The sequence below is a fragment of the Archangium lipolyticum genome (genome assembly GCF_024623785.1).
GTDB lineage: Bacteria > Myxococcota > Myxococcia > Myxococcales > Myxococcaceae > Archangium > Archangium lipolyticum.
The window spans coordinates 554,183-577,699 of sequence record NZ_JANKBZ010000003.1; the positions used below are offsets into that span (position 1 = coordinate 554,183).

The 23,517-nt window shown below is 67.4% G+C and carries 13 protein-coding genes; 3 read left to right on the plus strand and 10 right to left on the minus strand.

Annotation, left to right across the window (positions count from 1 at the left end):
- Nucleotides 1–58 precede the first annotated feature (58 nt).
- The 3 genes from NR810_RS09360 to NR810_RS09370 are packed head-to-tail and all read right to left on the minus strand — an operon-like array spanning nt 59 to nt 3,818.
- Complete coding sequence (locus NR810_RS09360; protein ID WP_257450372.1) at nt 59–2,293, minus strand: xanthine dehydrogenase family protein molybdopterin-binding subunit; 2,235 nt, start codon at nt 2,291–2,293, stop codon at nt 59–61.
- A complete protein-coding gene (locus NR810_RS09365; protein WP_257450374.1) occupies nt 2,290–3,285 on the minus strand; it encodes an FAD binding domain-containing protein in 996 nt (331 codons plus the stop codon). The genes NR810_RS09360 and NR810_RS09365 overlap by 4 nt, the downstream gene beginning before the upstream one ends.
- Nucleotides 3,282–3,818 (minus strand): (2Fe-2S)-binding protein, encoded by a 537-nt coding sequence (locus NR810_RS09370; protein WP_257450377.1) that lies wholly within the window; start codon nt 3,816–3,818, stop codon nt 3,282–3,284. Before NR810_RS09370 ends, NR810_RS09365 begins: the two co-directional genes overlap by 4 nt.
- Nucleotides 3,819–4,164: 346 nt before the next feature.
- Here NR810_RS09370 and NR810_RS09375 point away from each other — a divergent pair, with 346 nt between their 5' ends.
- The 3 genes from NR810_RS09375 to NR810_RS09385 all read left to right on the plus strand — a co-directional run bounded on the left by NR810_RS09375 (nt 4,165) and on the right by NR810_RS09385 (nt 8,813).
- On the plus strand, nt 4,165–5,934 hold the full coding sequence (locus NR810_RS09375; RefSeq protein WP_257450705.1) for a discoidin domain-containing protein: 1,770 nt from the start codon (nt 4,165–4,167) through the stop codon (nt 5,932–5,934).
- A 178-nt stretch (nt 5,935–6,112) separates the two neighbouring features.
- On the plus strand, nt 6,113–7,558 hold the full coding sequence (locus NR810_RS09380; RefSeq protein ID WP_257450380.1) for an SGNH/GDSL hydrolase family protein: 1,446 nt from the start codon (nt 6,113–6,115) through the stop codon (nt 7,556–7,558).
- 124 nt (nt 7,559–7,682) lie between these two features.
- Nucleotides 7,683–8,813: a succinylglutamate desuccinylase/aspartoacylase family protein gene (locus tag NR810_RS09385; protein WP_257450382.1), complete on the plus strand. Its 1,131-nt coding sequence runs from the start codon at nt 7,683–7,685 to the stop codon at nt 8,811–8,813.
- Between the two features lie 113 nt (nt 8,814–8,926).
- On the opposite strand, the gene NR810_RS09390 is transcribed toward NR810_RS09385, so the two are convergent.
- The 7 genes from NR810_RS09390 to NR810_RS09420 all read right to left on the minus strand — a co-directional run bounded on the left by NR810_RS09390 (nt 8,927) and on the right by NR810_RS09420 (nt 23,460).
- On the minus strand, nt 8,927–11,512 hold the full coding sequence (locus NR810_RS09390; protein ID WP_257450385.1) for an Ig-like domain-containing protein: 2,586 nt from the start codon (nt 11,510–11,512) through the stop codon (nt 8,927–8,929).
- Between the two features lie 120 nt (nt 11,513–11,632).
- Nucleotides 11,633–13,732, minus strand: coding sequence for a Kelch repeat-containing protein (locus tag NR810_RS09395; RefSeq protein ID WP_257450388.1), 2,100 nt, complete (start codon nt 13,730–13,732; stop codon nt 11,633–11,635).
- A gap of 170 nt (nt 13,733–13,902) precedes the next feature.
- Nucleotides 13,903–14,970 carry a hypothetical protein gene (locus NR810_RS09400; RefSeq protein WP_257450390.1) on the minus strand — a complete coding sequence of 356 codons (1,068 nt, stop codon included), beginning with the start codon at nt 14,968–14,970 and terminating at the stop codon, nt 13,903–13,905.
- Nucleotides 14,971–15,112: 142 nt separating this feature from the next.
- Nucleotides 15,113–17,368: a hypothetical protein gene (locus NR810_RS09405; RefSeq protein WP_257450392.1), complete on the minus strand. Its 2,256-nt coding sequence runs from the start codon at nt 17,366–17,368 to the stop codon at nt 15,113–15,115.
- A gap of 81 nt (nt 17,369–17,449) precedes the next feature.
- Nucleotides 17,450–18,415 carry a VWA domain-containing protein gene (locus NR810_RS09410; RefSeq protein WP_257450394.1) on the minus strand — a complete coding sequence of 322 codons (966 nt, stop codon included), beginning with the start codon at nt 18,413–18,415 and terminating at the stop codon, nt 17,450–17,452.
- Between the two features lie 68 nt (nt 18,416–18,483).
- Nucleotides 18,484–20,943 carry a hypothetical protein gene (locus NR810_RS09415; RefSeq protein ID WP_257450396.1) on the minus strand — a complete coding sequence of 820 codons (2,460 nt, stop codon included), beginning with the start codon at nt 20,941–20,943 and terminating at the stop codon, nt 18,484–18,486.
- 69 nt (nt 20,944–21,012) lie between these two features.
- Nucleotides 21,013–23,460: a S8 family serine peptidase gene (locus NR810_RS09420; RefSeq protein ID WP_257450707.1), complete on the minus strand. Its 2,448-nt coding sequence runs from the start codon at nt 23,458–23,460 to the stop codon at nt 21,013–21,015.
- Nucleotides 23,461–23,517: the final 57 nt, after the last annotated feature.

Genomic DNA, 23,517 nt, shown 5'->3' on the forward strand with positions numbered 1-23,517 from the left:
AGCCGCGACGGAGCTCATTCGAAGCATACCCCTTAGTCCTGGATTACGCGGTAATCGTCTAGAGCAACTTGTCCAGTGTGATGGGCAGGTCGCGGACGCGCCTTCCGGTCGCGTGGAAGATGGCGTTGGCGATGGCCGCCGCGACGCCGACGATGCCGATCTCCCCCAACCCCTTGGCGCCCAAAGGGTTGACGACGTCATCGTGCTCTTCGACGAAGAGCACATCGATGTCCCGCACGTCGGCGTTCACGGGCACGTGGTACTCGGCCAGGTTGTGGTTCATGAAGCGGCCGAGCTTCAGGTCCATGGCCGACTCCTCCTGAAGCGCCATGCCCAGGCCCCAGACGACTCCACCGAGGATCTGGCTTCGAGCCGTCTTCGGGTTGAGGACGCGCCCGCCCGCGATGGCACTGACGACGCGGGTCACCTTCACGGTGCCAAGCTCCTCGTCGACCTTCACCTCCACGAACACGGCGGAGTGCGCGCAGCGCGTGTACTGGTTCTGCTTCGCCAGATTGGGAATGGCCAGCGCCTCCTCGTCGATGCTGAGGACTCCACCGTGCCGCATGGCATCGGTGAAGGACACGGACCGCGATGGCTCAGCGGACAAGTGGATCCGCCCTCCGGCGAACGTCACCTCCTCCAGGCTCGCCTTCGCGAGCGGCGAGCCCTCCACCTTCCGGGCGAGCTCGAACACCCGCGCGCGCACCTTCTCACAGGCCTGCTTCACCGCCGAGCCGACGGAGGACACGGTCCACGAGCCCCCCTCGACGGGCGCGGTGGGCAGGTGGGAGTCCCCGAGGGAGAACGTCACGTCCTCGACGGGCACGCCGAGCGAGTCCGCGGCGATCTGCGTCATGACCGTGTAGGTGCCGGTGCCGATGTCCGCGGTGGCGCTGCCGACGGTGAGCCGGCCGTCGATGCTCAACGACGCCCTGGCGCTCGCCTGCTGCTGCATCGCCTCCCAGATGCCGGTGGCCAGACCCCAACCGATGAGCTGCTTGCCGTCGCGCATGGAGCGTGGGGTGGAATTCCGCCCGGCCCAGCCGAACCGCTCGGCGCCCTGCCGGTAACAGGCACGCAGCTCCTTGCTCGAGAAAGGCTTGTCCTCGTTCTGGTCCCGCTCGGCGTAGTTCTTGAGGCGCAGCTCGAGCGGATCGATGCCCGCCTTGTGCGCCAGCTCGTCCATGGCGCACTCCAGCGCGTAGACACCGACGGCGGCCCCGGGCGCGCGCATGTCCAGGGGCGTGTAGTTGTCCAACGCCACGAGCTTGTAATCGAGCCTGACGTTGTCGCACTGGTAGAGCAGACCCGACCAGTTGACGATGATCTCGACGTAGTCCTCGAAGCGGGAGGTTTCGGAAACGGTCTCATGGATGATGGCCTGGAGGGTGCCGTCGGACGACGCGCCGAGCGCGACCCGCTGCACCGTCTCGGGCCGGTGGCCGAAGGTGAACATCTGCTGGCGTGTCAGCGTCACCCGGACCGAGCGCTTCAACTCACGCGCCGCCATGACCGCCAGGAACAACTGATACTGCGGCCGCAACCCCGAGCCGAACGCCCCGCCGACGAAGGGCGACAGCACGCGCAGCTTGTCCTTGGAGAGGTTGAACACCCGGGAGAGGTACTTCTGGCAGTTCTGGACGCCCTGGGTCTTGTCATGGACGATGAGCGTCCCATCGCTCCCGTAGAGGACCGTCGACGCATGCATCTCCATGGGATTGTGGTGCTCGACGGGCGTCGAGTACTCCGCGTCGACCTTCACGGCGGCGCGCTCGAAGGCCTTGTCCGGATGGCCTCGCGGCTTCGGAGGCGGTTCGAAGCCACCCTTGTCCTTGCCGGGCGGGTAGGCCTCGTGACGCCGCGAGCGCAGATCCGTCTCGTGGGGCTGGGTCTTGTACTCGACCCGGACGAGTGACGCCGCGTGGAGGGCGAGCTCGAGCGTCTGGGCGACGACGAGGGCGATGGGCTGCCCGCTGAACTGGATCTCGTCATCGTAGAGGGGCCGGAACGGCGAGCCGGAGGGCGAGTCCTCGTCACGGTAGCTGCGGTCGAACCAGGCCACGTGTGGCCGGTTCTCGTGCGTGAAGACGTGCAGCACACCCGGGAGCGCGAGGGCCTCGCTCGCGTCGATCTTCTTGATCCGTCCCCGGGCGACCGTGCCCGACACCACGACGCCATGCAGGAGACCGGGCTCGCTGAACTCCGCGGCATACTTCGCCTGACCCGTCACCTTGGCGCGCCCGTCGACGCGGCTGAGGGGCACTCCGAGTGGAGTGGATGGCTTCGTCATGACGGCTGCTCCATGCCGGCGGCCTGGGCCAGGGCGCGGACCACGGCCCGCTTCGCCAGCTCGATCTTGAAGGTGTTGTGACCGAAACCTCTGGCTTCGTGGACGATCGCCTCCCCCACGGAGCGGAAGAGCTCCACCGAGGCACGCTGGCCGTTCAGCATCGATTCAGCGGCCGTGTCACGCCAGGGCTTGTGGGCCACCCCACCGAGCGCGAGCCGGGCCTCCAGGATCCGCTCGCCATCCAGCTCCAGTGCGGCGGCCACGGACACGAGCGCGAAGGCATACGATGCCCGGTCCCGAAGCTTCAGATAGGTATGGTGGCTGGCGAAGCCCTTGGCGGGCAGGTCCACGGCGGTGATGAGCTCGCCTTGCCGCAGGTTCGTGTCCAGGTGCGGCGTGGCGCCCGGCAACCGGTGGAACTCGGAGAACGGAATCGTGCGCTCACCATCCGGCCCGGTCACCCGAACGGTGGCGTCGAGTGCCGCGAGTGCCACGCACATGTCGGACGGATGGGTGGCGATGCACGCGTCGCTGGTGCCCAGGATGGCGTGGATGCGATTGAAGCCATGGAGCGCGCCACAGCCGGTGCCGGGCTCACGTTTGTTGCAGGGCGCGCCCGTATCATAGAAGTAATAGCAGCGCGTGCGCTGGAGCAGGTTTCCGCCCGTGGTGGCCATATTGCGCAGCTGAGACGTAGCGCCAGCGAGGATGGCCTTCGAGAGCAGCGGGTAACGCCGCTCGACGTGCTCGTTGTAGGCGGTGTCCGCGTTCGTGACGAGCGCGCCGATCCGCAGGCCGCCGTCTCCGGTCTCCTCGATCTTGTTCAGCGGCAGCCGCGTGATGTCGATCAGGTGGCTGGGGCGAAAGACGTTCTCCTTCATCAAATCGAGGAGATTGGTGCCACCCGCGATGAACCGGGCCGAGTCATTCCCCGCGCCCGCCCGCACGGCACTGGCGACGTCCGGGGCGCGTTCGTAGGAGAACCTGTTCATCGCGCCGGGCCCTTTCCGCTCGCACGCATCGCCTGCTCGATGGCCGCGAGGATGTTGGTGTAGGCGCCGCAGCGGCAGAGATTGCCGCTCATCAGCTCGCGGATGTCGTCCAGGGTCCGGGCCTTGCCTTCGTTGATCAATCCCTGGGCGGAGCAGATCTGCCCTGGCGTGCAGTAGCCACACTGGAAGGCGTCGTGCTCGAGGAAGGCCTGTTGCAGCGGGTGAAGTGTCTCACCCGAGGCGAGCCCTTCGATCGTGGTCACCTTCGCACCGTCCTTCATGACCGCCAGGGTCAGACAGGAATTGATGCGCGTGCCATTGACGAGGACAGTGCACGCCCCGCATTGGCCATGATCACAGCCCTTCTTCGTACCGGTCAGCGCGAGGTACTCGCGCAGCAGGTCGAGCAAGGTGGTCCACGGCGCGACCTGCATCCGCTTTTCCACGCCGTTGACCTCGAGCGTGATCTCCACGCCCGAGGGAGATCCAGCCGGCACCGGTCCGGCGCCCAGGTCTCTCGAGGAAGGATTCATGAAACCACCCTCCCCGCTCCATCCAGATTCTTCTCAAATCGGGTTCGCATGAGCACGCGACAAGGTAGCTGCGAGGAACGCGAACGGTCGTCGTAGTGGAAGGGGCGGGGCCCCAAATGCCGGATACCGCACCGAGGACGGGCGGCGGACGTCCCCCTGTGAACGGACGCCAGCTCGACGAGCGGGGGCTCATGGAGGAGCGAGCATTCATGCGAGTGAGCGAGAGGAATCGGGTCATTGGCACCCCGCGTGATAGAGCGTGTCTCACCGCGAAGCGATCGCGGTGGACAACTGAAGACACACACACGAGAGGAGACCTATGTGGTTCCATGAACGCTGGCGTTTGGTGCTCGGGATTCTGGGAGTGATGCTCACGGGCATGATGCCCGGGCTCTCGGCGGCTCAGAGCGGGAGCACCGGTCCGCGATACTTTGGCTACTACGCCAGTGCCGCGAGCTGGGTGGGCACCGGCAATTACACGGCGGCCACCAGCGACCATGCCAACGTCACCTGGATCGCGTACCCTGGCCTGGGCGACAACACCGTGGCCGTGAACTGGCACCTCGAACGCCTGCGGGAAGCCCAGGGCTTCGGCATGGGCGGTGTGCTCGACGTCACCGGCCTCTTCTTCGACCTGGGCAACACGACCAGAGCCCCCCGCTATCTCCGCTCCGACCACCTGACGCGCTGGCAGAACTACGCCAACCAGATCGCCCCCTACCTCGGGTCCGTGACGGCTTTCTACCTGCTCGACGAGCCCTATCTGCATGTCCGCGGTGACAAGGCCGGTATCCGCGACGCCATCAACACGGTGGCCCGGGCCATCAAGGACCGGTTCCCCGGCAAGCCCGTCGCTACCATCTTCGACTACGCCTCCATCCAGGACGATGGCACCACGTATCCGTCCTTCGAGGCCGCGGGCCTTCCCTCGGAGATCGATTGGCTCGGCGTGGACTGCTACTACACCGGCTCCTCATTCGAGTCGTGCGGTGGCCGCTCACTCGTCTGGTACACGAATCGGCTCAAGCAGAAGATGACGGCCTCGCAGCGGCTCATCCTCGTGCCCCAGGCCGCGTACTTCGGGACCCAGAACCAGCAGCCCACCGCCCTCGCCGCCCAGGCGACCCTGCTGTGCCGCATCGAGAAGGAAGTCGCCATGGCCCTGGGGGATCCCCGCTTCATCGGCATCTTTCCGTTCACCTACCAGTCGCAGCACCTCGACTACGGTGGCGGCATCCGCGAGGACTGGATTGGCCCGGAGCACCTTCCGCTCGTCCGTCGCCAGTATGCCCGCATTGGCAATCACGTCCGTTCCGGCACGCCCCTGCGCGCCCATCCCTGCGCGGTGTCCGCATCCCAGACATACGCGGGCTCGGTGCCCGAGAACGTCGTCGATGGGGACTCCAATACCGTCTGGAACGCGGGGGCGGGCGCCAACTCCGGGGCAGGACAGCGGCAGTGGATCGAACTGGACCTCGGGGATCGCACGACGGTGACCCGGCTGCGGCTTCAGGTCGAGCAGGCTCCCGCCGGACCCACCCACCACATCATCTATGGCGGTCCCACGCCCAATCCCCAGGCGGAGATCGGGCGCTTCCAACAGTCCACCCAGGCACTGCAATGGCTGGAGCTGACGGGAACACTGCATGACATCCGCTACGTGCGAATCGTGACGGTGGACAGTCCGTCGTGGGTGTCCTGGCGGGAGATCGAGGTCTACCGCGCGGTGCCGCCGTCCCGGGTGTATGCCCTGCCCGTAACGGCCTCCCACAATGACAACCTGACCCTGCTCGATCTGGCGGACGCGAACCTCCAGACCCTCTGGCAGGGTGGAGGCTTCCCCGCGCGATGGGTGGAGTTGGACCTGGGCCAGGTCATCACCGCCCGGAAGATCCGCCTGCTCCCCGATCAGACGCCGAGCGGATACACCGTGCATGAGATTCGCGGAGGCGCCTCGCCCAACCCCACTACCCTGCTTGGCACCCTGAGTGGGACGACCTCAACGGGCCAGTGGATCGAGCTGAACAGCGGCGTCGGAGGCATCCGCTACCTGCGCGTGCTCACCACCATGAGCCCCTCCTGGGTGTCCTGGTGGGAGATCGAGGTGTATCGCTAAATCGCGATGTTGAGCCATGAGGGCGCGTCGCGCCGGGTAATCCCCGGCGCGGTCAGGGGCAGTCTCCGCCGTCGCCGCACCTCCAAGTTTTCAATCTTAAACCATATATTCTTCACTTCCATACAATCCAGGTTCATGCCACCCTCACCGCTTCACCTACGTCCCCCCAGGAGGTTGCATGAGGTCAGGTAGACACCGTCCGCACGCGGGATACGCGTCGCTGCTCGCATTGCTGTCCCTGGTGCTGCTCCCGCTGTCGGCCGCTGCTCAGCAGACGTCCACCGTGCTGCAGCTCGGAACGCCGAGCCTGTCCGCCTCGCCCGGGCAGAACGTGACGCTGGCGATGCGGTTCAACGCCGTGCCAATGGCCGAGGACTACTCCGTCTTCGTCCACTTCGTGGATTCGAACGGGACGAACCACTCCGGGCCTGACGCCGACCACCTGCCGCCGGTGGGCACCTCGAGGTGGAGTGGCGCCGTTGCGTACAACCACACCGTGACGCTCCCGGCCTCCATGCCGCATGGCACCTACTCCATCCGGGTCGGGCTCTTCCAGAACCACTCGCCGTGGGGCCGCGCCGCGCTGACGAGGGGAACCGGCGTCACCGTGGACGATCAGCTCCGCTATACCGTGGGGACGCTCACCGTGGGCAGCCAGCCTTCCACCACCTCCACGGTGCTGCGCTTGGGCAGCCCGAGCCTGTCCTCGCGGCCCGGACAGGCCGTGACGCTGGCCATGCGGTTCAACGCCGTGCCGATGGCCGAGGACTACTATGTCTTCGTCCACTTCGTGGATCAGAACGGCGTGCAGCACTCCACGCTCAATGCCGACCACCTGCCGCCCGTGGGCACCTCCCAGTGGAGCGGTGCCATTGCCTACAACATCAGCAAGACCCTCCCCATCCAGCTCACGTCAGGGACGTACACCCTCCGCGTGGGGCTCTATTCCATGGCCGCCCCCAACAACCGCATCCCGCTGACACCCGGGAGCGGTGTCACGGCGGATGGCGAGGGCCGCTACATCGTCGGGACGCTCACCGTCACGTCCACGTCGGAGGTCGTCGATTACTACGGGGATTCGACGGTATGGGGCTACAAGACCGGCGTGGGAACCCGCGTCTCGAAGCCGGCCCCCGCGGCGTTCGCGGAAGCCCTGCCCCAGGTACAGGTGCGCAACGAAGGGGTCAGTGGCACGACCGCCTGTGGATTGCTCAATGGCACCGATGGCGTCCATCCCGCCTGGAGCACACAGATGTCCAACAGCAATGCCACGACCGTCATCATCAACCACGCCATCAATGACCAGTGGACCTACAGCCTCGCCACCTACAAGTCGTGCCTGACGAGCCTGGCTCAGGGAGCGAAGAGCCGCGGGAAGAGGGTGATCTTCGAGACGCCTAATCCCACGCGTGACAGTGGCGGCGGACTGGAGACGTATGTGGCGGCGATGAAGGAGGTCGCGGCACAGCAACAGCTCTCCGTCATCGACCAGTACCAATACCTGCTCGACTACCTGAACGGTCGAAGCCCCTATGACATCTGTCCGGATGGTCTCCATCCCTCGGATGCGGTCTACGAGATGAAGGGAAGGTACGCAGCCGACGTATTCAAGACGCTTCCTTGACGGTTGAGCGAAGCGCGCGGGCTCGAAGAAGTGTCCCCTCTCCGAGTTGCATCTACAATTCATATGCAATGAACGAGGACCGCCCCTATCCTCCCGGCCGGACAGCAACGCCGGGAGTGATGCCATGAGACGAACGCCTCGAGGATGGGTGCCATACGCGGCCCGCTGGTATGGACTGATACTGATGATGATGCTGCCCCTGGCGGGTGCCGCTTCCGCCCAGGCCCCTCGCGGTGATTTCGCCCTCGGGCCCATCGTGGCCAGGCCGGGCACCGCGGCATCCGGCCAGCTGCCCATCCCGGATGGCGTGGACCCGGGAACCTTCATTCCCATCACCCTCCTCCACGGCGCGCGGCCGGGTCCCGTGCTGGCGCTGATCGCGGGTGTGCATGGCTCCGAGTACACGCCCATCCTGGCGCTCCAGCGCGTACGGCCCCGGATCGATCCCAGCCGGCTCGCGGGGACGGTCATCCTGGTGCACGCCGCCAATGTCCCGGCGTTCTTCGGGCGGACCGTCTACATCGGCCCGGTGGACGGGAAGAACCTGAACCGGAGCTTCCCGGGGAAGCCGGAGGGCACCATCACCGAACGCATCGCGCATGCGCTGACGGAGCAGATCCTCCGCCGCGCCGACTTCGTGGTGGACCTGCACGCCGGAGACGCGAACGAGGCGCTCCACCCCTGGACCGGCTACTACGCGAAACACGGGACACCCGAGGTGATCGCCCGCTCGCGGCAGATGGCGATCGCCTTCGGAGTGGAGCACATCGTGATGTTTCCGATGGAGAACCTGAACATCGACCAGGCCCTCTACACGGGCGCGGCGGCGGTGGCGCTCGGCAAGCCCTCATTCGACGTGGAGGTGGGCGGGCTCGGACGGACGACCCCGGAGCAGCTCGCCCTCGTCGAGCGTGGCGTCCTCGGTCTGCTGAGGCACCTGAGAATGCTCGACGGCCCACCAGCCCCGGCGAAGAATCCGATCTTCATTGAGCGACGCGCGAACCTGAAGAGCGAGGTGGAAGGACTCTTCTACCCCACCGTCGAAGCCGGGCAACGGGTGAAAGCAGGCACACTCCTGGGCTACGTGACCGACTTCTTCGGCAACCGCATCGCCGAGCACCGGGCACCACACGGGGGTGTCGTCCTCGTCCTCTTCGGGACGCCGCCCGTCCGCCCGGGTGAGACAGTCGCTGTCGTGGGCGAGGTGTCACCCGGAGCGCGGATGTCGACACCGTCGAAATCCACAACCGAATGAAGTGTCAGCCTCGGGCCAGGGAATCAGCCCCTGACCCGAGGCCGTCGCCATCACGGCGCCACGGTGAAGACGAGCGGAAGCTGGCGCGAGGTAGTCGCCCGATCCCCAGGCGATTACCGCATCGTGCTCGCCTCGCCCACCGGACCGCTGTTGGAGACCTCGACGCTCACCCCAGGCGTCGTACTGCTGAGCCTTGCGTCCCAGGCCCGGGCCATGACGGAGTGCGTTCCATTCGCGACGCTCGCGGAGTTCCAATTGATCGAATAGGGGCTCGAGGTGTCGCTTCCGACGACGACTCCATCCACGAGGAACTCGACCCGGGAGACCCTGAAATTGTCGGTGGCGGTCGCGCTCAGGGAGACAATCCCAGAGAGGGACGCACCTGCCGCCGGCCCGGTCAGCGAGACCTCCGGCGGAGTCGAGTCGTTCCGGACGGTCACCACCACCGACGCCCACGCAATGTACCCGGCCGCGTCGTAGGCCCGCGCCTCCAGCAGTTTCGTCCCCTCCTCGAACAAGGTGGTATCCCAGGCGAATCCGTACGGCCCCGAGGTCTGGGTCAGGATCGGCACGCTATTGACGAAGAACTCGACCCGGGTCACCGCGCGATTGTCCGTGGCTGTCGCGGTGACCTGGATCGTCCCACTGACGATCGCGTTCGCGGCCGGGGCGGTCAGGGAGAGCACCGGCGCCGACCAGTCGTTGTCGACGGTGACGTTCGTCAGCGCGGAGGTGGTGACGTTCCCTGCCGCGTCATGGGCCCGCGCGCTCAGGCTCATCGGACCGTTGGAACCCGACGAGCGCGTGTTCCAGGCGATGCTCCACGGCTCGGTCGTGTCCGTCCCGAGAGGCTTCCCGTTCAACAGGAACTCGACCTTCGTGACTGCGCGGTTGTCGGAAGCGTTGGCGGTCACGGTGACGGTCCCCTCGACGAGGGAGCCCGCGGCGGGAGCGCTGATCTCGACGACCGGAGGGCTCACATCGTTGTCCACCACGATCTGAATGCTGTGGGTGGCGGTGTTGCCCTGGCTGTCGGTCGCGGTCGCGGTCAACGTATGCACGCCATTGGCGATCGAACGCGAATTCCAGCTGGCCCCGTACGGAGCAAAAGAGTCGAGCGCGATGGCCGAGCCATCCACCGAGAACTGGACTGACTGCAGTTTCATGTCGTCGAAAGCGGTGGCCGAGATTGCCACCGACTCCGCGACCACCTGCCCCTCCACCGGTGCGGTCAGACTCACCGTGGGCGGGGTGTTGTCGTTGAGAACGCTGACGGAAAGGGCCGAGTCGGCGAACCGGCCGGCGAGATCATACACACGTGCCCTCAACTTGACCGTCCGCGCATGGGGGCCACTCTGCAGCGGCCGCGTATCCCACGTGAGACTGTACGGGGCGGTCGAATCCGTCCCAAGAGGCACCTCGTCGGCGAAGAACTCCACCCGCTGCGTCTCCACGTCGTCGATCGCGTTCACGGTGATGTTCACGGTCTTGGAAACGAGCTGCGAGGAGACCGGGTGGGTGATGGCCACCTGCGGCGCCGCCGTGTCGTTGCGGATGGTGATGTTCGCATCCGAGGTGTTGCCGACGGCGTCGAACGCGCGCGCGGTGACGGTGTGGACACCATTGGTGGACAGGTCCGCTTCGTACGGTGCGGTCGTATCCGTGGCGCGAACCACCCCGCCAACGAGGAACTGCACCTGGGTCACCGCCGCGTCATCGCTGGCGCCGGCGACCACGTGGAAGGTGTCGACGAAGAACGCGTTGGGTTCGGGCGAGATGAACCAGACGGAAGGCGCGATGTTCGACTGGATGGAGACCGACGCCGAGGTGCTGACGTTTTCCGCCGTGTCGTACGCCTTGGCGTACAAGGTGTGCGGTCCGGGGCTCGTGTTCCAGACGAACGAGTACGGCGCCGTCGCGTCCGTTCCGACCCACACGCCGTCTCCGAAGAACTCGACCCGGGCCACGCCCATGTCGTCGGTGGCGTTCGCGGTCATCGAGATGGCCTGCGGCACGGTGGCACCCGCCACTGGAGACGTGAGCGAGACCGAAGGGGGGGTGGTATCGGAAGGTGCGGAGCTCACCGCGAACACGAGGTCATCGTGGTCGGTATATGAGCTCGAACCGCCCGAACAGGGTGACGGGTCACTGGAACGGTAGGAGAACCGGCCACGAATGGCCTGAAGCGAGCCCTCGGGCAGCGTGTAGATCGTGCTCACGCTCTGGTAGCCCGTGCGCGAACCGTAGAGCGTGGTGAGATAGGTCCAGGTCGGGCTGTTCGCGTTGGTGGCGTAGTACAGGTCGAGGCTGTCCCAGTAGGCGCTCGACACGTAGAATTCCGCGATGATCTGGACCGGTTTGTTCGTGGCCATTGGGGTCCCGTCGAGGGTGCCGACCGACAGGGATTCCAACGACTCGCTGGTCGTGTAGGTGCCTGCGTTGCCGTCGATGCAGGAGCCGTTGATCGTGTTCGGCGCGTTGCGCTCCGGGCCAATCGAACCCCGGCCGTTGAGGAGCGAGCCAGAGGAACAGGAGCTCGAGATCGAGCCGCACCACGGGACTCGCAGCGTCGAGTTGTAGGTTGCTGTCAGCGCCGAATGGGCAGTCCCCATGGGGGGCTCGATGGGCGTTTCGGGCGTCTCTTCGGCGCACCCGGCAAGCACGGTCAGGCCGAACATCAAGAACAGGCGGCGGATCACTTTGGGTTCCCCTCTTGGATGGGTAGGGGCCTATAGACCCTGACCAACAAAATTACTGACATTTTTTCCGCTGTGGGAAACACCGCATCAGCCGCCCCCTGTCCCGATGCTCAGGTGATGTCAGGGCGTGTAGAGCATGATCGTGGCCACCGAGGAGGCGAGGCTCCCCGCCACCAGCACCTCTCCGGTGGGAAGCAGCGTCGCGGTGTGCTGCGAGTGGATGAACCCCGCATTCGCAGCGGGAGTCCACGTGCCCGTCTCCGGGTCATACAACTCCACGCTATGGGCGAGGGATGAACCGCCTCCCACCAGCAGCACCTTGCCCGAGGGCAGCACCGTCGTCGTGTATGCGCCGCCGTGGGATGCGACCATGGAGCCTGTCGGAGCCCACGTATCCGTCTCTGGATCGTACAGCTCCGCATGCTGTGAGCCGGTGGCCAGGACCTTGCCCGAGGGCAGCACCGTCGCCTCGTAGATGAAGAACGACTCGAGCGTGTTGGCTGTCGGGGTCCATGTCCCCGTCTCCGGGTCGTACAACTCCGGCGTGTTCTGCCCATCTCCGGTGACCAGCACCTTGCCCGTGGGAAGCAGCGTCGCCGAGTGACTGGAGCGGGCCAGGGCCATGGAGCCCGTGGGGGTCCACGTGTTCGTCTCCGGGTCGTACAGCTCCGCCGTGTTCGTCACCTGCCCGAAATAGTCCCCGGTGAGACCTCCGGCCACCAACACCTTGCCCGAGGGCAGCAGCGTCGCTGTATGCCTGGAACGAACCATGGTCATCCCGGCCAGGTAGGTCCACCGTCCCGTTACCGGATCGAACAGCTGCTGCGGGGGGGTGTAGAAATAGGATTCACCCCCCGCCACCAGCACCTTGCCCGAGGACAACAGCGTCGACGTATGCCCCTGGCGCTCGACCGTGTAACCCGCGGACATCCAGGTCCTCGTCACGGGGTCGTACAGCATCCCCCTGGCATCGAGGCCTCCGACCAGCAGGACCTGGCCCGAAGACAGTCGCGTCGCCGTATAGGTGTAGCGGCTGCTGGTCCAGGCGACGGTGGAGCTGCTCCATTCCCCCGTCGCCAGGTCATACATCCGCACGCCGAAGCTGTCGGCCTCGCCTCCGGCGACCAGCACCTTGTTCGAGGGCAGCAGCGTCGCCGTGCCTCGGCTAGCGGCCGAGCCATTGAGCATCCAGGTTCCCGTCGCCGGGTCGTACAGCTCTCCCCTTTCGGAACCCGTGTACCGGTAATCGCGTCCTCCGGCGACCATCACCAGCCCCGAGGGCAGCACCAGCGTCGTGGCCGAGATGTGAGCGCGAGGACTGGCCATGGCCCCCGTCGAGGTCCACGTGCCCGCCGCCGGGTCATACACCCGCGCCGTCGCCAGTGCCTCACCGGCGACCTCCCCTCCCACCACCAGCACCGAGCCCGAAGGCAATAGCACCGACGCGTGCCAGGAGCGGGCGACGTCCAGGGCCGAGGTGGAGGTCCACGCTCCCGTCTGGGGCTCGTACAGCTCCACCGCCGTCGTCGCGCCCCCCGCCACCAGCACCTTGCCCGAGGGCAGCAGCGTCGCCGTGTGGGCCCGGTGCGGGGCGGCCAGGGTGCCCGCCGGGCTCCACGTGCCCGTCACCGGGTCGTACAGCTCCGCCGTCGCCGAACCCGCGCCTCCGAGTCCGTAACCGCCCACCACCAGCACCTTGCCCGAGGGCAGCAGCGTCGCCGTATGCGCGGAACGGACCTCGGCCATGGAGCCCGTCCGGGTCGACGTTCTCGTCTCCGGGTCATACAGCTCCGCCGAGGCCGTTGCGCCCCCCGCCACCAACACCTTGCCCGAGGGCAGCAGCGTGGCGGTGTGGAACGCGCGATCCCCCACCATCTCCACCAGCGGACCGCCGAGGAGGGAGAGCTTCGTCTCCGGGTCGAAGATCTCCGTTGCACTGCCCTCGCCAGGCCGGGGCGTCCCGCCAATCAGGAGCACCTTGCCCGAGGGCAGCAGCGTCGCCGTATGGGACTCCCGGGCCCAGCTCAACCCGCCGATGACGCTCCACGAGTTGGAGGGCGCGGAGATGGATTGGAGGGAAGAACCCACCACCTCGCCGCGCCCGTCGCCCGACTGAATCGAACCACCCGGGTCGGCGGAATGCCGCGGCCCACAACCCGAGACAATCACCATCCACGCCGCCGCCAGCCAGGGTAGCGGTATGAACCCCCTTTGATACATGAATTTCCCCTTTCGATAAGTCACACGCGAAGCGCGCGCGACGTGTACGCAATGTAATCGAAGAAGAAGAAGCGGATGCTGTTGAGGGTTTCAATTGCAGAATCTTGGAATCGAGGAGACGAGAGCCTCTGCAAGGGATTCTCGTTTATTCGCACCACGGGAATGACTGTTCAGGGGAGGCGGTGCAGCAAGCTGCCCTGTCCTCCCACGGCCCAGGCCTCTCCATCCGGCAGGACCCAGAGATCCATCGGCGTGGGTCCTGCATCCAGACGCACCAGCTGCCTCGTCTTTCCCTCCCAGTACAGCAGGGTGCGCGCGGAACCGCTGACTCCCCCGATGGCCCACATCTGCCCGGCCCCCGTCCCCGCGATGGCGCGAAGGGGCCCCACGTCCGCGTCATCGAGAACAACCTCCCACTGGACTCCATCCCAGTGGGCAACCTCTCCCGCGAAGTTCACGCCCCACACGTCATTGGCGGCAGGACCCCACATGCGGCCAGGCACGGAGGAGCTCCATGTGCCGGTGGAATGCTCGCGCCATGCCGCACCATCCCAGTGCAGAAGCTTGCCAAGGGAGCTGGCCCACACATCCTTCGCGCTGCTTCCCCAGACATTCTCGAACCTGCTCACGTCCTCGAGCACCGTGTGGCTCCACCGCGTCCCGTCCCAGTGCGACACCACGCCCTTGGCGTTGTCGGACCTGCCCACCGCCCACACATCGGTGGCGCTCGAGCCCCACAACGCGCTCAGGTTGCCCATACATCTCTGGTCACCCGGATGCATCGGGTCTGGGGAACAGAACGGCGCCTCTGGAATCTCGGCGTACTGCCAGGCCTGACCGTCGAAGTGGAGGATGACGCCCGCCGTTCCCACCGCCCACACATCTCGAGCACCGCTGCCCCAGATGTCATGGAGCGTGAAGGCGAAGCCGGGGGGCACGCGCGTCTCCTTCTCCCACCGCTCGCCGTCCCAGTGGACGATGGAGCCTGACTCTCCCACCGCCCAGACATCCCTGGGCCCACTCCCCCACACGGCGTTCAGCGTCCCCACCCCCGCCATGGACAGGGCGCGCCAGTGGTCTGCCTCCCCCTCATGCTGTCCCCCATCCCCGGAACCCGCGTCGGGCTCTCCAGGCTTCGTTCCAGCATCCGGAACACCCGCGCCGCCATCCGGCGAGCCGCCTCCCGGCTCGCACGCCGCCAACACCAACATCGCCATCAAGCACCAGGCCTTCTTCATGACGTCCCTCGCGCCTCGCGTCACCATGGCGATTCCGAGGGTTGTCCGGCCCGATCACATCCCCCCTCACCCGTGACGGCGCGGAACCTGACACCATCCGGTGAAGGTGTTCAAGAACATACGGTCCACCCAGGAAGCCACCTCATTTCCTGGGTTGGAGTGAAGGCACCTCGGTGGCAACTGTGACGGCGTTGTTCATCCCCATCACCCACCGCCCACCGATGAAGGCGATGGAGCGTACGGTGGAGGGCGTCTCGTGGCGCGCGAGCATGGACAGGTCGTCGGCACTCAAGGCGGCGACTCCGACCGGGGGCGAGTCGAGGGCCAACCAGGCCACGCTCCCGTCGAAGGCGAGGATGTGCGAGACGTCGAACGGGTCCGCGCTCCGCGACAGGTCCTTGTGCGCGAGGATGACGATGCGCTCCCCCTCGCGTCCCAGCACGTAGACCTGCCGGCCGTTCTCGATGACCAGGGCCCTGTCCCGGGCGAGCGCCATCGCGGTGAACTGGTCGGTGGTGCCGGGTAGCTCGCCCCGGGCAACGGAGTCGATGGACTCGCCGGAGAACCACGAGAGCATGAACCGGGCGCCGCCCGCCGAGAGGTCATAGAAGGCCTCGCCCAGCAGCAGGTCGCCCCGGTCGGCATCCGCCGCGAGCGTCCAGCCCGAGGGCGTCACGCCGTCCGGATGTCCACCCCGGACGAGGTCCTCGCGCTCCGGGGACAGCAGTGCCCCGTCACACTCGCGGGGCAGTTCGAAGCGCCGCACGCGGTACGAGCCCGAGGGCAGCAGGGCCACCTGGAAGAGCCGACCCCGCGCGGTGGCCAGCGCCGCCGGCCCATCCTCCACGCGCACGCTCCCGCGTTCCTCCAGGAAGCCGGTGAGGCCCGGCCGCAGGCAGCTCAGCCGCGCGGTGCCCGGCTCCTGCGACACACCTGGCTCTCCCACGGTCACCGTCGCCAGTTCCCACGTGTCGTCCTCTCCGGACCTGGGGAGCAACCGGAGCCGCTGCGCCCCAGGCGCGAGCGCCATGCCCCCGCTGACGACCACCGGCCCATCCGAGGGCTCGATGGCAAGGCGGTGCACGGAAAAGGGGCCCAGCGCGGTGACACCCCCGCCCGCTCCCACCCACAGGCAATCCAGGGAGCCATGCCCCACGCCCGTGAGGAAGTGCATCGCCCCGGATGGCTCCACCCCCAGCACGCGGCGCCACGGCTGCACGACGGCGTGGCGCCCGCGCCCCGTCATTGCCAGCGGCGAGACGTGGAGTCCCACCTCATCGCTCTCCCGGAGCAGCCGCGTGCTCCGCACCGGCGAGACGCCCGCATCCATCAGCTCATGGAAATCGAGCTCGTAGGCACGCGTGGAGCCTCGCACGCGGAACCACTCCACCAGCAACCCGGCGTCGTTCACCACGAACCCCACAGGGCTCTCCCAGACCTCCAGCGTGCTCCGCGGCGCGAAGGTCGCCACGGGCACGGGGTCCGCCGCGCCGTTCAGCTCCGCCGCACGGAAGACGTGGATGCGGCCCATGCCGCCATAGGGGACCAACTCCTGGGCCAGCACGAGCGTGCCGTAGGCCCGCACCTGGAAGAACGGCTGCCGCGGGAAGTGCTGGCGGCCCATGACGGGCGGGGACTGGGACACGTCCACCGACACGAAGCCCCGCTGGGTGCCGACGAGCAGCCGGGTGCCGTCCGGCGAGAGGGCCAGCGAGCGACACACCGCCGGCAGCGCGAAGCTCCGCGAGGTGTCCGTGCTCAGCTCGTTGCCGGGCCCCACGCGCCAGGCCGTCACCCAGTAGCTGGAGCACGTCCAGAAGAGGTCCCCCCGGCCAGTACCGGAAAGGATGCTGTCGCTGACGGGGGACAGCGCGTACCGCGATAGCGTCGTGAGGCGGTCCGCCCCCAGCCCCAGCAACTCCAGCCGCTGCCGGCTTCCGACGATGACGGCGCGCTCCTCCCCCAGGGGAATGAAGAAGGTGGTGAACCGGTCCGACCAGTCCCAACTCCCGAAGAAGCGTTCCACGTACAGGTCCAGCACCCGCTGGTCCAGCGTGCGCAGCCCGTCCGGGCCCGCGCGGACCAGGGAGACGGACATGCCGGCCCCCTCCAGCCGCTCGCCAAAGAGGATGCGGTCGTCCGAGACGAGCTCCGCCAATCCTTCCAGCGGGGGGCGTCCTCCCTCGGCGGGGTCCGCCCCATAGCTGAGGACGGTGCCGGATGCCCAGGACGCCGGGACGGGCACGTCGGCCGCTCCCGCGTGCCGGGCGATGCCCCGCGCCCGTGGAGCTTCGTTGGTGGAAGGAGGCGCGCCCGCCAAGCACACGCAGGACAACATGCCCAGGAGGAGCACTCGGCGCCATGACCCCCCGGGCGTCACCACGTCGGACATGTTCATGGATCCAATCGCCCTTCAGGCGAGCACACCCGCGGCCCAGGCAAGGGCAGCCATGCCCGGGCCGCGGTGCAACACTTCAGCCTACTTCGTGGTCGTCGTGCAGCCGCGGCCGAAGTTCTGGAGCACCGTGTTGTGGTCGTAGATGTTCACAATGAGGTCGCGGTTGAAGTCCGTCGGCGTCCCCGCGGGCACCTGCTGGCCATACTGCGCGAGCACGGCCGTGCGGTCCGTGACGTTGACACAGCCGTCGCCGGTGGCATCACCCGGCACCGGGGTGGCCTGGGCCGGCGGCGTCGCCGGGGTGATGCTCGCGTAGCGGCCATTCGTCTCGCCGCTCAGCCCGCCGAAGAACGCGGCGTCGTTGTTCGCTGCCATGGCCGCGGCGAAGCCACTCCGGGCGCGGGGATCCTCCAGTTCCTCGGTGAACGCGTTGGCCTGGAACGGGACGAAATCATAGAGGTGGTCGATGTCCACGATGAGCGTCAGGCCCATGGGAGGGATGCCACCGGAGCAGGGGCCCGGGGCGGTCGCGCTGCCCGTGCACGCCTTGTTGCGCACCTTCCACTGCCAGCTGTTCGTCGCCAGTGTCGGGTAGGCCGTCGGGCTACTGAGACCATAGCACTGGTCCGTGGTCGGCGTGGCGTTCTCCTCACCGTCCGTCGCCATGTAGATGCGCTTGGCGTGGAACTCGTTGGGCAGATAGTTGATGAGCTCGTCCACCGCGGCGCACACGGAGTAGGCCAGCGGGGTGTTACCACCCAGGGTGGCCGCGTTCACCGCCGCCTTGACCTCCGCCGCCGTCTTGTTCTGGCTGAAATTGAAAACCTTGACGTAGCCCGTGCCCTCGAAGGTCCAGAAGGCATACTTCGTCGGCTGGGGCGGAACGATGTCCAGGAAGGCGTTGATGCGCTCCTTGGCGACCTGGAAGCGCGTCTTCCCGGGCACGGACTGGAGCGACATGCTACCGGTCCGGTCGAGCAGGACGAGCACGTGCTCGTCCGCGCTCGCCACACCGGAGGTCAATGCCGCCGCGCAGGCCACACCCATCGTGACCCGGGAAAATACTCGCTGAAACACAGTCTTCATGTGGAACCCCCCATGCGTTGGATGTTCATTCACTGCTTCGACTTCGCTTCGTTCACTGCCCACCGATTCTCTCCACAAACCGGCGTGGCCACGGTGAGTGCGTCGTTCATGCCCAGCACGAGCCACTCGCCGGAGAACACGAGTGAGCGCACGTCGCTGGGGGTGGGATAGCGCGCGAGCACGGAGAGGTCGCCCGTACCCAGGGCGATGACTCCGAAAGGAGGTGCCGCGAGGGCGAGGTAGGCCACCGCGCCGTCGAAGGCAAGGATGCTCCGCACGTCCAGCGGGACCGGAAGCTGGGACAGGTCCACGTGCTTCCGGGTGACGATGCGCGTGCCCTGGCGCTCCAGCAGGTGGACCTGGCGACCGTTCTCGATGATCAGGGCGAGCCCCTTCGCGAGCGCGAGGGCAGTGAATCGGTCCGTCGTCCCGGACAGCACTCCGGTGGCCACATCCCCTCCCGTCCAGGAGGACCAGTGCAGGGCCAGCCGCGAGGGCTTCGCGGGCTCTTCGAAGCGGACCTCGCCCATCAGCACCTCCGAGCGCTTCCCATCCACCGCGAAGGCCCAGTCCGTGCGCGTGCCCGCGCCGCCGTCCAACGTGAAGGTACGCTCGGCCGCGGGTACCAGCACGGCTCCCGTGCAGGTCGCGGGCAGCGTGAAGCGCCGCAGCCAGTAGCCGCCCTGCGACGTGGGCGACATCTGGAAGAGCTGCCCCTCCGCGGAGGCCAGGGCCGCCGGGCCTCCCACGACGCTCACGTGACCGGCCGTCTCCAGCAGCGCTCCAGCACCGGAGCGCAGGCAGCTCAGCACCGCGGTTCCCTCTTCCTGGTGCACGTTGGAGCCGCTCGTGGGCACCGTCACCAGCTCCAGGGGGCCCGGCCCCGAAACGGGCGGCGCGAGCCGCAGCCGCCGAGTGTCCGCGGGCAGTAGCATGCCACCCGCGGCGAGCAGGGGTTGCTCGGGGTTCGAGAGGTCTACGCGGTGGGATTCAAAGGGCCCCACGGCTTGGACGGTGCCATCCGCGGCGGCGCGCACGCGCACCAGGGCGCCATGGTGGACGCCGGTCTGGAAGTGCATCGCGCCGGAGTCCCCCAGCGTGAGCACGCGGCGCCAGGGCTGCAGCACGGCGTGCCGTCCCGCGCCGGTGAGCACCAGCGGGGACAGGTGCAGCCCCACCTCCTCGCCCTCCCGCAGGAGGATGCTGCCCACCACCGGGGAGACGCCCTCCGCCGTCAGGGTGTGCCGCTCCACCGTGTACGAGCGCAGGGAGCCCCCCAGACGAAACCACTCGATCAGCAGCTCGCCGTCCAGCAGCACGAAGCCCAGGGGACGCTCCCAGCGCCCGACGCCCTCCATGGGCGCGAAGGTCTTCACGGGTGAGGGCGTCCCCGTTCTGGCCAGGTCCGCCGCGCGGTACACGAAGATGCGGCCCAGTTCCCCATAGCGGAGCAATTCGTGCGCCACGACGAACGCGCCCCGGGCCTGCACGTGGAAGAAGGCCTGGGTCGTGAAGAGGGCGGTCCCGACGACCGGGCCCGACGGCGAGGACACATCCACCGGCACGAGTCCCAGCGAGGTCGCGGCCCACAGCGTATTGCCGTCCGGGGAGAGGGCCAGCGAGCGGCAGGTACCCCCGGGAAGCTGGAAGTTGTGGACGGCGTCCTGGCTCAGGGAGTGATCCGCTCCGACGCGCCAGGCCGTCACCACGTAACCGGCACATGTCCAGAAGCGGTCTCCCCGCCCGGCACCGGAGAGGATGCTGTCGCTGTTGGAGGGGAGCGCGTACCGCGACAGCGTCGTGAGGCGGTCCCCCTCCAGCCCCAGCAACTCCAGGCGTTGCCGCGTCCCCACGACGACGACGCGGTCCGGTCCCAGGGGGACGAAGAAGGTAGTGAAGCGATCCGACCAGTCCCAGCTTCCGAGGAAGCGCTCGACGTACAGGTCCAGGGTGCGCTGGTCCAGCCGCACCAGCCCTTCTGGGCTCACGCGCACCAGGGACACCGACAATCCGCTTCCACCCAGACGCTCGCCGAACAGGATGCGGTCATCCGACACGGACTCCGCCAGGCCCGCCAGCGGTGGACCGCCCTGCTCCACCGGAGCCGCTCCGTGGCTCCACAGGGTGCCGAACGTCGCCGCGGGACGAGAGAGAGGCTCGCCCCGGCACGCTCCGCCCACGCAGCGATCCCCCGACGTGCACTGCTCGCCGTCATCACAGCCGGTGCCGTCTGGTGCGGCGGGGTAGACGCAGTGGCCCGACTCGTCGAGCTGCTCCACCGTACACGGGTCGTCGTCATGGCACGCTCCGGCATCGGGTTGCGAGGGACCGCCGTCCGGCTCCCCGGCATCGGGCTGTCCGGCGTCCACCGCTCCCGCATCCTGGGTGGACGCGTCACTGGGCGGAACGCCCGGCGCATCCCCGGCACACGCGACGAGCATCGCGACCAGGAGACAACCCGGTACTCGCGACCAGCCTGGGGGCAACATGACACGAACCTTTCCGGACTCCGGTGCCGGCACCACAGGAGCCCGTCTGGGCGGTGGGAGCAGTGGGGGCTACTTCAGCGGGGTGGTGCAGCCCTTGCCGTAGTTCTGCAGGGCAATGTTGCGGTCGAAAACGTTGATGACGGCGTCGCCGTTGAGGTCGAGCGCGGGGGCGGCGGGGGGCACCGTCTGGCCCATGGCCGCGGTGATGAGGTTGATGTCGTCGGTATTCACGCAGCCGTTACCGTCGACATCGCCCACCACGATGACGCCGCCGCTGACCACCAGGCCGTAGTCCGCATCCAGCGCGGCCGTCTCCACATGGGCGTCCTGGACGATTTCGTCGCCCAGCACCTCCACCTTCCACTTACCGGCCACGGGGTTCTGGATGAACACGTTCTCCACCGTGTCGATGGTGTTGGACGTTCCCCCCTGGGTGGAGAAGTTGCCCGCCGTCAGGCCGTGGTTGCCCCAGTAGACGGTGCCGTTGGGAGCCGTCACGCGGAGCGACAGATCGTTGATGCGCGCCTGGGCCGCGCCGACGGTGCCCATCGGGTCGGTGAAGACGAGCGTGACGTTCAGTTCCGTCTCACCGGACAGGACGGTGACGTCGTACGTCTTGACACCCAGCGGAGTGAGGAGGTCCGTCTCGTCGATGACGCTCGTCTTCGGGGCGCGATCGTAGAGGCGCCGGATGTCGGCGGTGCCCCAACCCTGTTTATAACGGTCGATGTCCGAGTTGGAGCCGCCGGCCAGCCAGTTGTAGCGCCAGGCGTTGTTGATCATCAGCGCCTTGGCGGTGGCCATCTGCGGGCGGCTGGCGAACACGTCCGCCTTGCCGCCGAAGCCACTCCAGACGCTCTCGTGCCACATCTGGAAGAGCAGGCCGAAGTGGCCCGCCGTTTGCGGTGTAGCGGAGCTGGTACCGCCGAACTGGGTGTAGTTGGTGTTGCCGCTGCCAGTCGCCGACTCGATGGAGTCGTAGAAGTAGGACAGGTCCGGCTTGATGCGGCCGTCCGCCGCGGGGCCGATGCTGCCGGTGTAGCCCCAGCGGTCATCCGCGCGGTTGGAGGTGTTCTGGTGCTGGAACGCGCCCACGGAGACGATGTTCTTCGCCCACGCCTGCGGGCGTGAGTTCCGGCTGCCCAGATTGCTCTGCGACTGCGTGCTGAGGATGGGATGCTTGAAGAGGTAGTCGTCCACCTCGGCGGAGAGGGTGGTGTAGGCGGTGCCCTGGGCGCTCCCCACGCTGGAGGTCTGGAACACGGCACGGTAGGGCCCGGCCGGATCGATGAGCTCCTTGTTGATGTCGTAGCGGGACCTGGTGCCACCGAACTGAGTGGACTCGCTGTAGCGGAAGAAGATGCCCTGACCGCTGGGAAGCATGCCACGCGCAGCCTGGTTCACGCCCCGGGCGAAGTTGTTACTGTAGCAACTGGTGCCGTGATAGCTGCTGCTCGTGGTGCCAGCGCTGTGGATGATGGGTGCGGTGGCCCACTCCTGGTGGGTGGTGAGTAGCTCGGTGTCGAAGATTTCCCCGCGCACGCCCTGCCCCGTCCAGCCCTTGAGCCCCTCCAGGTAGTTGGCGCCGCCCAGGTTGCGGACGATGTCCATGTCCACGCCACCGGGGCCACCCCACCGGTCGATGAACTGCACCGCGTTGGAGCGAGCCACCTGGCGTAGCTGGTCCGCGTTGAGCGTGGCCTCCACGCGCAGGCCGCCCGGCTCGACGAGGTCCACCGTGCCACCGAGCCGCCGAACCAGGGCGGCCACCTGCCCCTGCCGCCCGGTGCCGCCCTCACCCAGCATGATGGAGTAGCGCTGCGGTGCCAATTCCGGCGCCAGCCCCATCAGGGAGTCCCGCAGCTCGCGCTCCAGCCGGTACTCGGGGTGGTAGGGCCCTACCCAGCGCACGTAGGGTAGTTCCGCCACGCGCTTCCGCGCGTCCGCGTCCATGTCCACCACGAAGGTGTGGTCCGTGAGAAAGCGCAGCACCTTGCCGCCCTGGCGCTGGATGGCCTCACGAAACTCCGGCAGCGGCGTCCCGAGAAACTGCACCAGGTGCAACGTGTTATCTGGATCCGCGGCGAGGAGACCGGTGGCCAGCGGCTGCGAGCCCTGGAGCGGATCGAACTGCGCCGCGTCCAGACGTACCAGGTAGCTTGTATCCCTGACACGGCCGAGCGTCTCCGTCCCGCCACGCGTATAGGCCGTGTAGGCCTGGTGTGTCCCGTTCGTTTGCAATTCCTGCCACGTATGCAGTTGGATGGCTGTGTCGGGAACCTGGCGGGAGCGCAGCGCCAAGACAGGCCTGTCGGTGTGGTGGAACACGAGCCCGGCCGGTGTAACGAGCGAGTAACCCCTGGCGCCACCCGCGGCGACATCCCGCGAACCCGTGACGAGCACCGCCGGAGGCAGCGAGACGCCGCGCACGGAGGCGGGCGGCTTCTTCGCGTCGGACGGGCCCGCGACGGCGGACAGAGGGGCAACAAGGGCACAGCCCACCACCAGCGCCCCCATTGGGCGCACTCTGCCTGCAGGCCACGTGGACGACTTTCGCATGTGTCGGTGCTCCTG

What these genes read in the sequence shown, in the direction of transcription:
- NR810_RS09360 (WP_257450372.1), bottom strand. Translation starts at nt 2,293, where the DNA reads ATGACGAAGCCATCCACTCCACTCGGAGTGCCCCTCAGCCGCGTCGAC.
- NR810_RS09365 (WP_257450374.1), bottom strand. Translation starts at nt 3,285, where the DNA reads ATGAACAGGTTCTCCTACGAACGCGCCCCGGACGTCGCCAGTGCCGTG.
- NR810_RS09370 (WP_257450377.1), bottom strand. Translation starts at nt 3,818, where the DNA reads ATGAATCCTTCCTCGAGAGACCTGGGCGCCGGACCGGTGCCGGCTGGA.
- NR810_RS09380 (WP_257450380.1), top strand. Translation starts at nt 6,113, where the DNA reads ATGAGGTCAGGTAGACACCGTCCGCACGCGGGATACGCGTCGCTGCTC.
- NR810_RS09385 (WP_257450382.1), top strand. Translation starts at nt 7,683, where the DNA reads ATGAGACGAACGCCTCGAGGATGGGTGCCATACGCGGCCCGCTGGTAT.
- NR810_RS09395 (WP_257450388.1), bottom strand. Translation starts at nt 13,732, where the DNA reads ATGTATCAAAGGGGGTTCATACCGCTACCCTGGCTGGCGGCGGCGTGG.
- NR810_RS09400 (WP_257450390.1), bottom strand. Translation starts at nt 14,970, where the DNA reads ATGAAGAAGGCCTGGTGCTTGATGGCGATGTTGGTGTTGGCGGCGTGC.
- NR810_RS09405 (WP_257450392.1), bottom strand. Translation starts at nt 17,368, where the DNA reads ATGAACATGTCCGACGTGGTGACGCCCGGGGGGTCATGGCGCCGAGTG.
- NR810_RS09410 (WP_257450394.1), bottom strand. Translation starts at nt 18,415, where the DNA reads ATGGGTGTGGCCTGCGCGGCGGCATTGACCTCCGGTGTGGCGAGCGCG.
- NR810_RS09415 (WP_257450396.1), bottom strand. Translation starts at nt 20,943, where the DNA reads ATGTTGCCCCCAGGCTGGTCGCGAGTACCGGGTTGTCTCCTGGTCGCG.
- NR810_RS09420 (WP_257450707.1), bottom strand. Translation starts at nt 23,460, where the DNA reads ATGGGGGCGCTGGTGGTGGGCTGTGCCCTTGTTGCCCCTCTGTCCGCC.